Consider the following 15,462-nt stretch of genomic DNA (forward strand, 5'->3'; position numbering starts at 1 on the left):
AACACAGCGGATACTGCTGTGTTCCTCAAATACAGGGAGAATTCTGAGCCGAAGGGTTTCAGGCAATGGTGTCTATCTGGTAACCGTATTCACCCAAAGTCACCTCTTCTCCGGTCACACAGATACATTTAGACTGTCTGGAATTGTTCAGTACGAAGCGAAACTTACCACGCTGATAAGCGACACAATCCTCATCACCGGTTTCCAGCCAGTCGATTGATGCCTGATTGAACTCAGGATGCCCGCGGCGCAGTTCGATCATCGACTTAATGAAAGCCCGGAACTCCAGATCCTGATCTGCCTCGTCCCACGGCATGCATTTTCGGTTGCCCTCTTCACCCATACCGCGGCCACCATCCAGACCAATCTCTCCACCGTAGTAAATACATGGTGCACCCACCTGGGTGAACATAAACAGGTACGCCAGCCGGGCTTTCCTTTTGTCCCCACCACACAGAGTGATAATCCGGGTAGTATCGTGACTGTCGAGCAGGTTAAACATCGCTTCGTTAACGTTACGCGGATAGGCCAGATACGACTGACTCACACCATCCATAAACTCCTGCTTGTCTGTCGAACCCAGGGCGAAATAATCTGTTACCGCCTGGGTCAGCGGGTAGTTCATCAGTGAATCGTACTGGTCACCACGCAACCATGGCATGCCCTCATGCCAAATCTCACCCAGAATGTAGCAATCGGGTTTGAGATCTTTTACCACCCGGCGGAAATCACGCCAGAAATCATGGTCTACTTCATTGGCTACATCCAGGCGCCAACCATCGATATCAAACTCTTCCACCCAGTGGCGGGCCACATCCAGCAGGTAGGCCCGGCATTCTTCATTTTCAGTATTGAGTTTTGGCATCTCAATCACGTTGCCAAAGGTCTCGTAGTTAAAGTTGTGGTAATCCCACTCTTCACGGGGTTTGTCCGGATAAACCGGGAAGCGGTGGATCCAGAACCAGTCTGCGTATTTGGAATCCTGACCGTTTTCCACCACATCCAGCCACAGTGGTGACTTTGAGCCAATATGGTTGAACACGGCATCGAGCATCACTTTCATACCGCGTTTATGAGCTTCTTCCACCAGGGCTTTAAACGCTTCATTGCCACCAAAATGCGGGTCGACATTGTAATAATCCACCGTGTCATACTTGTGGTTGGCATTAGCGGTAAAAATCGGGCAGAAGTACAGGCCGTTGATCCCCAGCTCCTGAAGGTAATCGAGCTTATCGATCACTCCCCACAGATCGCCGCCCATAAAGTTGTCCGACTTCGGCACTGAGCCCCATGGCATCACGCCTTCTGGTGAAATCTCCGGACGGCCATTGGCAAATCGTTCCGGGAAAATCTGATACCAGATGGTGTCTGTTACCCAGTCCGGTGTTTTTAAAACATCTCTGGGATTGATGTACGGGAAGCAATAGAAGTTGCTGAGATTACTCAGCTCTGACTTCGCTGTGTTTTCATCACTCAGATCCACACTCTTCTTTTCACCAAAGAGGATCTTTTCTCCTTCCTTACCGTGCAGAATAAAACCGTAGCGGCTGCGGCGCTTTGGCGGCTTAAACTCGGCAAACCAGTGGTCATGATGTTCGGTACGCCCTTCCAGGCTCATCTCTACTTCGTTACCACCAATCCATCCGTGAGCATCACTGCCACCGAGATTTCCGCCATCCAGACCACCCTTGGCCCATACATAAGGGTCACCTATCCAGAGTGATACACGTTCAACTTCGCCTTTGGCGCTGCGCAACCGAATGTGCAGGGTTTCATTATCGTAGGCGTAACTGTCCGCACTCTTTGCCGAGTGTACTAATGCACTTCTTGTAATCATAAAACTGCTTCCTGATTATTATTCTTTTACTGCACCGCTGACGAGACCGGTGGTGATGTGTTTTTGAGTCGCGACAAACAGCAGGGTGATTGGCACCGCGACTAACAGGGAACCTGCAGCAAACAGGGTAAAGTTTTCGGCCGAGTTGGAAGAGATCCAACTGAAGATGCCGATTGCCAGGGTCATTTTTTCTTCGCTTCGCAGGATCAGCGTTGGCAGAATAAAGTCCATCCATGGCCCGGTGAAGGAGACCAGCCCGACAAACACCAGGATAGGTTTTGCCAGTGGCAGGATGATCTCCAGGAAGATGGTCATGTGTCCCGCACCATCGATTTTGGCCGCCTCATCCAGTGAGGTGGGAATCGCATCGAAGTAACCTTTTACCAGCCACACCATAAAGGGCAGCGAACCGGTCACATAAACAAACAGCAGGCCGATATAGGTGTCGATCAGTCCCATTTTTGACAGCAGAATATATATCGCGGTCATGGAGAGGAACGCCGGAAACATCTGCAGGACCAGGATACTCATCATGATGTTGCGCTTACCCTTAAAGCGGTAACGGGAAAACACAAACGCCGTCATGGTCACGATCACCAGTGAAATCAGCATGTTCGCCGAGGCCAGAAAGAAGGTGTTCTTGTACCACTCAAAATAGGGTGTGTCGGTAAACAGCGCCACGTAGTGGTCCAGAGTAAACTCAAAGTTTCCAAACGATGAGCTGAACAGGTTATTACCCGGCTTAAATGAAGCCATGATGGTCCAGATCACCGGCCCCAGCACCAGCAGGGCATTCAGGGTCAGGAACAGGTAGACTATCGCTGTTCCCAGTTTTTCAAGTAGCTTACCCATAATTACATCCCCACATCGTCTTTAAAGGATTTCATTCTGCGGAACTGCCAGATGGCAATGCCGGAGAGGAACAGGAAGATAATGATCGAAATCACTGAAGCAATCTGATACTGCTGGAAGTCGAGCGTCAGCTTGTAGATCCAGGTGATCAGAATGTCTGTGTGTCCTGCAAAACGGTACTCAGGGTTAATTGGCCCGCCTTCTGTCAGCAGGAAAATCGCGCCGAAGTTGTTAAAGTTGTGGGCAAAAGTCATCACAAGAGATGGCGCTACCTGGTGTAATACCATCGGCAGGGTTATCTCCCAAAACTGCTGAAACTTGTTTGCTCCATCCACTTCACTCGCCTCATAGAGATCGGTCGGGATGTTGGTCAGCGCACCGGAGATAAGCAGCATAAAGTAAGGTGCCCCCACCCAGACACTGACCGCGATAACGGTGATTTTGGCCAGCACCGGATCAGACAGGAACGCCACTGAGTCAAATCCCCAGCTGTTCAGCGCAGCGTTAACCGGCCCCACCCCATTAAGCAGCAGGCGGAACATCAGCAGAGTAACAAACGCGGGGATCGCATAAGGCAGAATGAATACAAACCGCCACGCCTTTTTGGCTTTGATCTTTTTGTTCGCCAGCGCCAGCGCCAGAACAAAGCCAAAGCCACAGGTACAAATCGTTGCGAACAGTGCCCACAATACCGTCCAGGTTGCGACCCCAAAGAAGGTCGAGGACCAGATTTTCAGTTCAAACAGTGCAATAAAGTTCTTAAATCCAACCCAGTCCACCAGATTCCGTGGCGGAATATGGTTCGGGGCAGAATAGTTGGTAAATGAAACCAGCACCGTGATAACAATCGGCATGATAATAAAGGCGATACTGGCCAGCACTGCCGGTGACAGCACGATAAACGCAAACTTATCATCATAGATCGCTTTAACTTGCTGTCCGGCCGTCAGGGTACAACGCTGACACGCTCTGGCGTCTTTGATGTTAATAGCGTAAGTACAGGCCACCAAAAACAGACAGATAAGGGCGATAACGCCTTCTACCAGCATAAATATTGAGTTATCACCCTGAATGATCTTGAAGCCCTTGCGTACCTGGGCTACGTCCCCCAGGCTGACCAGACCTTTCAGAGTTACGATCAGTTCAGGCAACATCAGCAGGGTCAGCAACTGAACACTGAGGAAGAACAGCCCCTTAACCCAGTGCCCTCTTTGCATTTGCGTCGCCCCCATCAGCAGGATGGAAGCGGGCACCCGGGGTGCCGCTCTGGTTTCAGTTAACAACATAAGTCCTCTTTATTCCTGCAGGTCGATTTGTTCCTGAATGATGGCTTTCGCCCGCTCCAGTGACTCTTTGGCCGGCTTGTTATTCACCCAGGTTGCGGTAATAGCACTCGCCATTGGAGACCAGATAAAGCCCATTTCAGGAATCGAAGGCATCGCATCAGAGAAGTAGCTCTGGGCAATAATCGCGTAAGTGGCTTCATCCGCTTCGCTGATAATATCCTCCAGCACCGACTTCATCGGTGGAATCGAACTGGTCATTTCATAGCGTTTGAGCAGCATTTTCTTTGAGGAAATATAGTCAGCAAACAGCTGAGCAGCACGCGGATACTCTGTGTAGGACGAAACCACGGCAAGACGTACAGTAGAGAAGGTCCGTGGTTGCTGGCCATCCAGCTTCGGCATTGGTACCACACCGAAATTCACACCGGAATTCTGGTAACCCTGTATTGACCATGGGCCATCGATAATCGCCGCTACTTTGCCTTCGTTGAACAGACCACGGCGTACCTGAGGGTTACGCATATCCATTGGGTTGGAATCATTCGCCACCTGCAGCGACTTCATCGCCATCAGGCCTTTTTGTGCTTCTTCAGAGCTGATACCAATGTCTTTGGCATTCGTACCCTGGTTACCGAACTCATAGGCACCATACAGGGTCAGGAACATACGCGATTCATAGTAGTTCTGGATATCCCACAACAGCGCGTACTTGTGCGCCTTTTTATCATTAAAGGTTTTGGAAAACTCAATGATCTCTTCAAAAGTCTCCGGCGGTTTTGGCAGCAAATCTTTGTTATAGAAAAGCGCCGTAGTAGCGAAACTGACCGGGAAGCCGTAGTCCATGTTTTCAGACTTTGAAGCCGCAACAGCACTGTCAAGAAAATCGGCTTTGATCTTGTCTGCCGACACCAAGTTCTCCATCGCACCACCGGCTACTACCAGCCGGCCAAGCAGGTCATGCTCGATTTCAGCCACGTCCGCAACCCTGGCGGAACCACCGTCCTGAATCAGGCGTGATGCAGAGTCAATCGGGGCCAGACCGCGAAAACTGAATTTGACCTTATAACCAAAATCCGCATTAAACTCCTTTGCTGCGTACTTCATGTAGTCAACTGTGGACTTATCCGTCCAGACCAACAGTTCTGCTCCGGCTTCCGGCTTTATCTCTTCTGCACTGACGTGACCGGCAAATAAAGCCGAGGTTATCAGGGCTGCTGCTATCAGGTTTCTTTTCATAATTGCACCGTCTGGTTGTTCATGGTAGTTCACCTTGTACGACTAGGTTAATTTCGTCGACTTATATGTCAACATTTAATCACACCAACACAAGTACATTTGTGATCACAGTCACCAAGCCTTTAATGGCGGGGCATTTACGATGCCCTAAAATCGTGGCCGTTTTACTAAAAGAACCAGGGTCGAGACAGCCACCCAACTGTCAAAACAGAGTCCATCACAGCCAAAAATGTGACCGCAATCACCAAAAATGAACCACCCAGGTGACCAATCTCTCATTTATCTTCCAACAGGGGAGAAAATTCAAAATAAATACCGAACAATAAATAGGCGTCCAACGTGAACTACTAACTTTTAACTAGTCTCAGCTATTACTCGCAACTCTGGATGAGTTGATAAGGACATACTGTGAAAAAAACTCTGATTTCGGTACTGGTTGCCAATGCAATTGTCGTCAGTACCACCGCTTACGCTGCAAACACACAACGTGGATTCAAAGTCGAAGACAATATTTATGACTCCATTCTTAATGACGCAATGGAATTTGGTGGTCATGTTGGAACGTCTTATGAGTTCGAACAAAAACACGTAACCGATTATAAATCCTGGGGTGGTGACTTTACCGAGAAAACCAAAACCCACGAGATCCTGGGGCTTTTCTACAAAAATCCCAAATGGAACTTCAATGCCTTATATGCACTGAAACAAGTCGACCGCAATAAAACTAACGACAAATCAAATTACACGGAAGTTGAAAATTCATTCAAACACCTGATGTCACTGAATAAAGGCTTCAATTTAGGCAGTGGCTGGACAACCGGCCTGATTTACGACCTGGAATATACCCGTGGCCGAATTACAACTACAGCCGGTGTAAGTGGACTTGGAATTGAAAAGTATGAACACAGTCTTCGCCCATACCTGACCTACTGGAACAACGAATACAATATGGGTGTCTATTCCAATCTGGAATATCTCTACAACGATGAAGATAAAAGTGAATGGGGTACCCGTCAGGAAAAAGGCTACAGCTTCCTGATTAAGCCTTATAAGCGAATGGGTAACTGGGAGTTCGGTGTCGAGTTCTATTATCAGATCAAAGATAACGAAGCGAAAACTGCTCAGGGCGCTATCAACGAAGTCAGCGACTTCACAGAAAAATACATGGAACCCATCGTACAATACAGCTTTGAAGATGCGGGCGCATTGTATGTCCGCACCCGCATAGGTGAAAACCAAACCGACATGACAGATGGCTGGGCAAAAGGTGAGTCCTACTTCAAAGACATCCGTAAAGCAACGGTTGGCTATGAGCAGGCAGTTGGCGAAGACTGGATTGTAAAAGCCGAATACGAGTGGGCCAGCGATAAAGAAACCTTCACCAAACTTGAAGGTGAACAAAAAGACATCGATCAAAGCACATTCTTCCTGCAGGCCCTTTACCGCCTCTGATAAATAGAGAGTAAGCACTATGATTAAAGTTTCGGAAATTGCCGACATTGTAAGTGGTCAAATAAACGGCGGCGGTATTGATGAAATATCATTCATTCGCCCGGTTCGCAGCCCCGTAAAAGGTGGTCTTGCTATCGTGTTTGCAAAAAAAGACCTGAAAGCCGTTTCCGAGACTTTCGCAGATGTCATCATCGGCCCCAAAGAAATACTGGCCAGTGATGCAAAAGTAAAAATCGTTATAGATACGTTGGAAACGACAAAGCTTAACCACTTACTCAAACTATATAAAATCCATAAATACCGCCTTTTCGATCAGGGAAATACCTCTGAATTACCGGATGTATATATAGGAAAACACTGCACCATAGGTAAAGGATGTCATTTCATGCCAGGTGTAAAGATCATGAATGGCGTGACCATTGGCGACAATGTAGTTATTCATGCTAATACGGTCATCAAAGAAGGCACCACCATTGGCAACAACGTGACTATTGACTCCAATAACTCAATTGGCAACTTCAGTTTTGAGTATATGGCGGGGACACACACCCGCTATGAAAGAGTGGAAAGTGTTGGCAGGGTGATCATTGAGGACGATGTCGAGATCGGCTGCAACAACACCATTGACCGTGGCACCCTTGGCGACACCATCATTGGCCGGGGCACGAAAATAGATAACCTGGTGCAAATCGGCCATGACTGCCATATCGGCAAACACTGTCTGCTGGTATCGCAAGCCGGTTTTGCCGGGCATACCACCCTGGAAGACAACGTTATTGTCCACGGCCAGGCAGGCACCGCCGGCAACCTGACGATTGGCCGCAACTCTGTGGTAAAAGCCAAATCCGGCGTCAGCCACTCCTTTCCGGAAAACAGTGATCTGTTTGGCTACCCGGCCAAAGATGCACGGGCCTACTACAGGAACCTGGCAGCCCTTAACCGCCTGACCCAGAGTCAGGAGGAAGCCAAACGTCAGATAAAAAGCGCGACGCAGGAAAGTCACCAGAAGGAAAAAGGGCTGTTTGCCAGGCTGTTTAAGTGATCAGGATGAGGTAATGAAGATGACGGATAACCGCTTTAATTTAATAGAATCCACCATCAGACAAGACGAACACAACCTGTTCGTCGAACTGGTTGATGGTAGTCGGCTGTTCATTCCTGAACACCAACAACACCGGCTCTATCCGTATATTGATCAAAAAGTCGATTTTGGCATTCGTCCTGATTTTATCTCAGTCGCCGCTGATAGTGATGAGCTGAACACTATCCATGGCCGATTAACAGCGCTTGAAACCGTTGACGGATGCCAGCTGATCCATTTTAGGGTGGCGCATAAGGAAGTCATTTCCCGCCTGAGGGAGATCCGGTTTGCCGCCAGTGATATCGGCCGCTCACTGCGCTTTAACTTCGATACCTTTTTCAGTCACATTTTCGATCAGGAAACACAGGTTAACCTGACCATCTAATACCAACGAACATACACTGACAAACAATAACCACCAGGTGAATCACGATGAAACGTACACTACTTCTTACTGCCATTTTATCCTCTGCCCTAATGGGTTGTGCCAGCACAAGCGATGAAGCGGCCACTGCCGCCGCTCCACTTGCAAGCGGTCCGTTTGCTGACTGCAGCCTGCCTGCCGTTGAAGACCGCGGCCCAATCCGCCCATCCCTTTATGTGGTTGGCACATTCCCGGAAAGCCAGTGGATCCACGACGAAAAACACCAGATGAAACACAAAGGCGACGGTATCTACCAGGTCGTCAGCGAAGAGAAAGCCGGCAACATCAGCCTTCAGTTCGCCACTATGAGCTGGAATCCACAGTTTACCGCCGCCGAAAAGTCTCTGACCGTTGGTTATGAGAAAGAGCTGAAGCGCGGTGGGTTTGCCAAAGATACCGTAGTTACCCTTCCTGAAGACGGCACTTATCTGTGGAGTATTCAGATCTCCGAAGACAAAAAGCCTGTCCGTGCCCTGGTGACCAAATGTAAATAAGTTACCATTCATCGTGCGTTCCTGCCTTTTCAGGAACGCACCTGTTTACTCAGCAAGGCAATTCAGCCAGAGTTCCCTTACTAAGTAATCAGACATTTCTATTTAAACCACGAGTGCGGAGTATCACATGGCAACGGTTAGCCTACGCAAAGTAGAAAAACAATATGACAACGGCTTTAAGGCCGTGCACGGCATTGACCTCGATATCCATGATGGTGAGTTCATGGTGTTTGTCGGGCCGTCAGGCTGTGCTAAGTCAACCACACTGCGGATGATCGCCGGCCTTGAGGAAATCAGCGACGGCGAGATCCGTATCGGCAGTAAGGTGGTTAACGCCCTGCCACCAAAAGATCGCGGTATTGCGATGGTATTTCAAAACTACGCCCTCTATCCGCACAAAACGGTGTTCGACAATATGGCGTTTGGTCTGAAGATGCAGAAAAGACCAAAGGAAGAGATCAGGCAGCGGGTTGAAGACGCAGCCAAAAAGCTCGAAATTACCGACCTTCTTGACCGGAAACCCAAAGAGATGTCCGGTGGACAGCGTCAGCGTGTGGCTGTTGGGCGCGCCATCGTTCGCAAACCGGAAGTGTTCCTTTTTGATGAGCCTCTTTCAAATCTGGATGCCAAGCTTCGTGTTTCTATGCGAGTTAAAATCGCCCAGCTTCACCAGTCACTGAAAGAAGAAGGCAATCCGGCAACCATGATTTATGTAACCCATGATCAGACTGAAGCTCTGACACTGGGTGACCGTATCTGTGTCCTGAACCAGGGTAAGATCATGCAGGTCGATACCCCGGCCAACCTTTACAACCGGCCAAACAACAAGTTTGTCGCCAGCTTTATCGGCTCTCCGGCAATGAACCTTGTCGACACGGTACTGCGCCAGTCAGAAGAAGGGATTTTCATTGAAATCGCACCTGAGGTGCGGATTTACATCCCTGAGGAAAAGCAGGCCAAACTGGCTGAATTTATTGATAAACCAGTCTGCTTTGGCATCCGCCCGGAGCATATTTCCCTTGCCGAAGAGAGCGATACTTTCAATGCCTTTGAGGGAGAGCTGACGGTGGTAGAAAACATGGGTAACGAGAAATACCTGTATTTCAAAATCGGCGGTAAAGAGCTTATTGCCCGGGTCAATAACCAGGACATCACCACTTCAGATATCGGCAAAACATTCCGGTTCAATCTGAATACCGGCTTTTGCCACATCTTTGATTTTATTACAGAAGAAAATCTCACCCTCGCCTGAACAGGGTACAGCCCCGGCCAGGTGAAACCTGTTACCAGTGTTAGGGTACAGGGACGTACTTAACCACGACACATATAAAAAGCCCCTTAATCCAGCAGCTGGTAAGGGGCCTTTTTATAGACATTATCTTACTGTCAGCTCAATGGCCTCATATACGCCAAAAACCGCTTTTCGGCATTCTTAAATACCCAAAGGATCACAAAAGTCAGTGCCATATAGAACAGCCCCGCCGTAAGGAAAGATTCAAACGGCGCGTAATAACGTGAGTTGACCAGCCTTGCAACACCGGTCAGGTCCAGAATAGTGATGATGCCTGCAACCGCTGAGCCATGCAGCATAAAAATCACTTCATTGCTGTAAGCCGGCAGCGCGCGACGCAGAGCGCCAGGCAGGATAATACGGCGGTAAGTGAGCCAGTGACTCATGCCGTATGCACGTGCCGCCTCTACTTCCCCTTTGGGCAGTCCGTTAATCGCACCGCGGATGATCTCTGCGGTATAAGCGGAAGTATTGAGGGTAAAGGCCACCAGTGCGCAGAACCAGGCGTTTTCCCACAGGGTATCTTTGACAGGGAAGAACTGGTCCATGCCGTAATAGATCAGATAGAGCTGCACCAGCAGTGGCGTGCCACGCAGAAAATAGATATACGCCCAGCATGGCAGACGCAGCAGCGGGTTATGGCTGTTGCGGGCTACGGCGAGCGGAATAGCAATTGCCAGACCGATGACAAGCGATACTGCCACCAGCCAGGTCGTTGTCCATAGTCCTTCCAGGTAAACCGGGAAGCTTTCAATAATAAGACTGAAATCCATACCGGTTACCTCGTGTGAATACTGTATCTGCGTTCAACCAGTTTCAGCAGACCAGTCGAAACAGCAGTAAGAAACAGGAAGATCACCGCCACTGTCATATAGAAAGTAAACGGCATCCTGGTTGAACCGGCGGCCAGCGCGCTGACCCGGACCATATCTTCAAGGCCGATTATCGAAACCAGCGCGGTGGTCTTTAACAGAACCAGCCAGTTGTTACCAAAACCGGGAATTGCGTGGCGAATCATCTGGGGCAAAAGAATGCGGCGGAAAGTTTGAAACCCCGTCATACCATAAGCTTTGGCCGCCTCCAGTTCCCCTTTATCTACCGCCATGATCGCGCCGCGGAACGTCTCCGCCATATACGCACCAAAAATAAAGCCTATGGTCAGTACCCCGGCGATAAACGGACTGACATCGATATAATCGGGCAGATAAGAGGTCCACTCATGGTCCGGATTTCCTGACGCCATCCACTCATTCAGCCATTCGTTCACCGAATAAAGGCTGTTATTGAGTAGCGTCTGACCGCCAAAGAAAATCAGCATCATCAGAACCAGATCGGGAATACCGCGGATAATTGTGGTGTACAGTGTCGCGACGGCGCGTGCCCAGGCATAAGGTGCCAGTTTAGCGAGCGCGCCAAGCATGCCCAAAATGACAGCCAGCGCAAGCGACAGCACTGCCACTTCCACCGTCAGCCAGGCACCTTTCAGTATCGAGACTTCATATCCCTGAAGATCGAGCATAAAAATTCCATTTACAGCAGAAGTTAAAAAACCCGAAGCGGGAAATGAGAGACAACCTCTCGTCTCTCATTTCTCGTCACTCGCTTCTGACGGCCACTTTAGTCGCCATACACATCATAGTTAAAGTATTTGGACGCGATGCGCTGGTATTCACCACTTTCACGCAGGGCCAGAATGGCAGCATCCAGCTTTTTGGTCAGGTCTTTATCCTGCTTACGGACGGCAATACCAAAACCTTCACCAAACCATTTCGGGTCGGTCAGGGACGGGCCGGTAAATTCGTAAGCTTCACCACCAGCTTTATTAAGTACGCCCTCTTCCAGCGCAGATGCATCACCCAGTACGGCTTCGATACGGCCGTTACCAAGGTCCAGGTACGCTTCGTCAAACGAGCCGTAGCGGACGATCTCTACATTTTTGTAGTTATCTGTCAGGTACTTATCGTGAGTCGTTGCACGCTGAACACCAATTTTCACACCATCCAGTTTACTGAAGTCAATGTTGGCGCCTTTCTTGGCGATGAACTTGTTAGGGATAAGCGCGTACTTGCCGGTAAAGTCGATTTTCTTCTTACGCTCTTCGGTAATAGACATAGCCGCGATAATCGCATCGTACTTACGTGCCAGCAGCGACGGAATAATACCGTCCCAGTCCTGCGGTACGATCTTACATTTCACCTGCATCTCTTTACACAGGGCATTGGCCATATCGACATCAAAGCCTTTCAGCGAGCCATCGGCTTCTGTCCAGCTAAACGGAGGATACGCCCCTTCAATACCAAAGCGCACAACTTTCCAGTCCTTAGCCTGTACTGCACCTGTCATCGCTGTCGCAGCAACCGCTGCTGCAAGTAACCACTTTTTCATTTCCATACTCCTGTGATTATAAAATCAGGCTCCAGGCCCTGGGTACTGGGCGCTAGGCCGATGAAAGCGCCGCCCCGAGCCTAGTGCCCAGAGCCCAGCGCCTGCTATTAATAAATCGATGATATAAACTGCTTTAACCGTTCCGATTCCGGGTTACTGAAAAGTTTAGCCGGATCGCCCTGCTCTTCCACCAGGCCCTGGTGGAGGAACATGACGTGGCTGGATACATCCCGGGCGAAGGCCATTTCGTGGGTGACCACCACCATGGTACGGCCCTCATCAGCAAGGTCGCGCATTACACCAAGCACTTCGCCTACCAGCTCAGGATCGAGCGCGGAAGTCGGCTCATCGAACAGCATAACCTCGGGATCCACGGCCAGTGCCCTTGCGATAGCAGCGCGCTGCTGCTGACCTCCGGATAGGTGGCCCGGGTAATAATCCCGGCGTTCATACAAGCCGACCTTTTTCAGCAGGGCTTCTGCCTTATCGATGGCCTCTGCTTTAGGGACACCCAGTACGTGGACCGGCGCTTCAATCACATTTTCAAGCACCGTCATGTGGGACCAGAGGTTAAATCCCTGAAACACCATCGCCAGACGGGAACGGATCCGCTGAACCTGCTTTTCATTGGCGGGCATAGCCAGCCCGGCGCGGTTGGTTTTCATCTGAATCAGTTCACCATCCACGCGGATCTCTCCTGCAGTCGGTGTTTCAAGCAGATTTATGCATCGTAGAAAGGTGCTCTTTCCTGAACCGGAAGAGCCGATAACTGAAATGACGTCGCCCTTATGGGCCTGAAGCGAGATCCCTTTTAAGACCTCATTTTGACCAAATGTCTTGTGTAAATCCCTGATATCGAGCGCAGCAATATCCTTCATGCGCATCCACTCCCTGTGTCATCGTGACTGTGGCACTCCGGCCTTTTTATAGTTTTGTTACAAACTAGCATCCAAACCAGAATCGCGCAACAAATTATTAACTTTTAAGGCATTGTTATTTTGGTCAATATAACTGAATTTTTATGCAGAATTCAAGGGTAATATTCCGGATATGCAGTGGAATGCAGGAAAAAATAAAGCCTCCGGATGGAGGCTTTAAGTGGTTTCCAAAAGTATAAAATCTACCGAACGTGGTTATCAATTATCGTCAGGTCCTGCCCCATCACCGCTTTCTTCCGGCTTAATACAGTGGCTGGCAGAGTTATCAGACCATTGACATCCAGATAGTTCAGACTGTCATCAGGTGCTATGATCTTTTGAACATCAAGATACTGTTGTGCAAAGAACTTCTGGGAGGTTTCGTTCACTTCACCTGTCATCAACGAAACTTCAATCCTTTCTGAAGTGTTATCGATCACCATCGCCTCGGTTGATGAACGCATAAACGGCTGCTCACTATTTGGTGGCGAAATAATCGTTTGATAAAACAGTTGCCCTTTATTGGTCTTTGCGCGCAAATGAGTTCTTTGCATGGTGAACTCAGTCGCATCAAAAGTGCTGCTCAAACAATAGTTAGCATTTCCTGTGCAACTTGAGCTTACCGTTGTGGAGCTGAAGTCCACCACTGGTGGCGCAACTATGTTTTTATTCACGTCATCCAGCTTGGTCAACGAATAATACTGCCAGCTGTGGGACAGATTGCCATTCAGCTCTACTGTCCAGTTTGAAAACAAACCAGAATTATCCACATAACTGATGTTAAAGGTAGCCGGAGCAGGGTAAACAGGTTGCCAGCTGAAAATCTTTGAACCATATATCGTTTTAACACCACTGGATTTGGTGGTTGACAGAGTTATGCCGGTGCGGGTTAACTGGCCATTAGTCAACAAATTCGCATCAGTCAGACTCGTATTGGGAACACTGCCTGGACGGTTGTCATTATCGTAAATTTTGCTTTTATCAACTACAGCATAGTGAGTTACGTCTTTAGGCTCTCCCGAGACGTAACTACCAAAGCCAACCACCAGTACATTCTCTGAAGCTGGTAAGTCAGACTTTACCGGAACATGTGCTGATAACTCCTGACCGCTAAGACGCTCTCCTGAGCTTGAAGTCTGATAGTATGCGACTCCCTGTTCCTGAAGCATAGTAATGACTGCAGATGAGTCCTCGGTAATGTCTTTGTACTGATCTCCGGCATAGCAGGCATTCTGTGTAGCCTGATCCTGACGAACATTGATGACCATATCCCGCATCAGGTCTGCCTGTACGGTGTAGATAAACGATTCTTTGTTACCATTACTCAGGCCGAACTGCTCCTCAACAGACACATATCCCTTATCAGGAATATCACTCTTTAAAATGGTAACACGCCCATTCGCGGGAATCTGAGAACCTTCAATCGTCTTGCTTACCGAACCATCGGCGTTGTGGTACAAGATTTTGTAACCCTGATTGGCTACCCTTGCCGTAATGACTTCATTTGTTGTCGTTCCGTCTTTGTCTGCAAATATGGCACAACCAGCTGCCACGTCAGTCCGCGCGTCAACATAGAGTTGCACCATCTGCCAGGTATAAGTTGTTACTGGCGGTGGGGTGGGACCCGGACCGGGAGTATCACTGCTCTTACTAGAACTCCCACACCCGGTCAGCGCCAATGACACAGCCGCCATAACCGGCAGCAGCTTAAATGCTTTCATCTCTGATCCCCTTAACACGCCTGAGCGTCAAAAAATTCTCTGTAAATCGAACTGGATTTTGTAATGCAATTAATATGCCATCAGATCCGCATTCCTGTCGCATTCACAGTGGTGATATGAGACCAATTTAACAACTGCCGAATGTTTGCGCACAGCCATGATTACTTGTCATACACCTGCTGCGCAGTTTGCCAAGCGGATCAAAAAAACATGCAAACTTTAAACTTTATGTAAGCGATAATGACAAAGATCATTTTAATTGAAATGGATTTGGCTGATGCTGCGCCGTCGTCAGATTCAACTTGTTTAATTACATGTAAATAAGTGACAGGTTATGACACAGACCGCATTCGGGCGTTGGTTTTTCTGTAGTTTTCTTTCAACTTTATCGCTAAAGTGATCAAGATCAATCACGAAAAACAGGCCTGTTGATAAACTCGGCGCGCATACAAATAAGAAGAAACTTTTCAGTAAAATAGTTCCAAT

The 15,462-nt window shown here is 48.8% G+C and carries 14 protein-coding genes; 5 read left to right on the top strand and 9 right to left on the bottom strand.

Going from position 1 to position 15,462, the window contains the following annotated elements:
• Positions 1–58: 58 nt before the first annotated feature.
• Genes ACVB80_RS04900 through ACVB80_RS04915 form a run of 4 tightly spaced genes read right to left on the bottom strand, consistent with a single transcriptional unit; the run spans position 59 to position 5,211 of the window.
• Positions 59–1,837, bottom strand: a complete 1,779-nt coding sequence (locus ACVB80_RS04900; RefSeq protein ID WP_481080151.1) for a glycoside hydrolase family 13 protein — start codon at positions 1,835–1,837, stop codon at positions 59–61.
• Positions 1,838–1,855: 18 nt separating this feature from the next.
• Positions 1,856–2,689 carry a sugar ABC transporter permease gene (locus ACVB80_RS04905; RefSeq protein WP_481080152.1) on the bottom strand — a complete coding sequence of 278 codons (834 nt, stop codon included), beginning with the start codon at positions 2,687–2,689 and terminating at the stop codon, positions 1,856–1,858.
• A gap of 2 nt (positions 2,690–2,691) precedes the next feature.
• Positions 2,692–3,975 carry a carbohydrate ABC transporter permease gene (locus tag ACVB80_RS04910; RefSeq protein ID WP_481080153.1) on the bottom strand — a complete coding sequence of 428 codons (1,284 nt, stop codon included), beginning with the start codon at positions 3,973–3,975 and terminating at the stop codon, positions 2,692–2,694.
• A gap of 9 nt (positions 3,976–3,984) precedes the next feature.
• Positions 3,985–5,211, bottom strand: a complete 1,227-nt coding sequence (locus ACVB80_RS04915; protein WP_481080154.1) for a sugar ABC transporter substrate-binding protein — start codon at positions 5,209–5,211, stop codon at positions 3,985–3,987.
• A 408-nt stretch (positions 5,212–5,619) separates the two neighbouring features.
• Here ACVB80_RS04915 and ACVB80_RS04920 point away from each other — a divergent pair, with 408 nt between their 5' ends.
• The 5 genes from ACVB80_RS04920 (at position 5,620) to ACVB80_RS04940 (ending at position 9,914) form a co-directional block, all read left to right on the top strand.
• Positions 5,620–6,663, top strand: a complete 1,044-nt coding sequence (locus ACVB80_RS04920) for a porin (protein ID WP_481080155.1) — start codon at positions 5,620–5,622, stop codon at positions 6,661–6,663.
• 19 nt (positions 6,664–6,682) lie between these two features.
• Positions 6,683–7,705 (top strand): UDP-3-O-(3-hydroxymyristoyl)glucosamine N-acyltransferase, encoded by a 1,023-nt coding sequence (locus ACVB80_RS04925; protein ID WP_481080156.1) that lies wholly within the window; start codon positions 6,683–6,685, stop codon positions 7,703–7,705.
• Between the two features lie 13 nt (positions 7,706–7,718).
• Positions 7,719–8,129 carry a hypothetical protein gene (locus tag ACVB80_RS04930; protein WP_481080157.1) on the top strand — a complete coding sequence of 137 codons (411 nt, stop codon included), beginning with the start codon at positions 7,719–7,721 and terminating at the stop codon, positions 8,127–8,129.
• Positions 8,130–8,176: 47 nt separating this feature from the next.
• Positions 8,177–8,662 (top strand): glycosidase, encoded by a 486-nt coding sequence (locus tag ACVB80_RS04935; RefSeq protein WP_481080158.1) that lies wholly within the window; start codon positions 8,177–8,179, stop codon positions 8,660–8,662.
• A 127-nt stretch (positions 8,663–8,789) separates the two neighbouring features.
• Positions 8,790–9,914 carry an ABC transporter ATP-binding protein gene (locus ACVB80_RS04940; protein ID WP_481080159.1) on the top strand — a complete coding sequence of 375 codons (1,125 nt, stop codon included), beginning with the start codon at positions 8,790–8,792 and terminating at the stop codon, positions 9,912–9,914.
• A gap of 134 nt (positions 9,915–10,048) precedes the next feature.
• On the opposite strand, the gene ACVB80_RS04945 is transcribed toward ACVB80_RS04940, so the two are convergent.
• The 5 genes from ACVB80_RS04945 to ACVB80_RS04965 all read right to left on the bottom strand — a co-directional run bounded on the left by ACVB80_RS04945 (position 10,049) and on the right by ACVB80_RS04965 (position 14,976).
• A complete protein-coding gene (locus tag ACVB80_RS04945; protein ID WP_481080160.1) occupies positions 10,049–10,726 on the bottom strand; it encodes an ABC transporter permease in 678 nt (225 codons plus the stop codon).
• Positions 10,727–10,731: 5 nt separating this feature from the next.
• Entirely contained in the window at positions 10,732–11,472 is a 741-nt protein-coding gene (locus tag ACVB80_RS04950) for an ABC transporter permease (protein WP_481080161.1), read from the bottom strand.
• Positions 11,473–11,570: 98 nt separating this feature from the next.
• Positions 11,571–12,338, bottom strand: coding sequence for an ABC transporter substrate-binding protein (locus tag ACVB80_RS04955; protein ID WP_481080162.1), 768 nt, complete (start codon positions 12,336–12,338; stop codon positions 11,571–11,573).
• A gap of 107 nt (positions 12,339–12,445) precedes the next feature.
• Positions 12,446–13,216, bottom strand: coding sequence for an ABC transporter ATP-binding protein (locus ACVB80_RS04960; RefSeq protein WP_481080163.1), 771 nt, complete (start codon positions 13,214–13,216; stop codon positions 12,446–12,448).
• Positions 13,217–13,458: 242 nt separating this feature from the next.
• Positions 13,459–14,976 carry a hypothetical protein gene (locus tag ACVB80_RS04965; protein WP_481080164.1) on the bottom strand — a complete coding sequence of 506 codons (1,518 nt, stop codon included), beginning with the start codon at positions 14,974–14,976 and terminating at the stop codon, positions 13,459–13,461.
• Positions 14,977–15,462 lie beyond the last annotated feature (486 nt).

The sequence above is a fragment of the Vibrio sp. 9-16B-A1 genome (genome assembly GCF_056726165.1).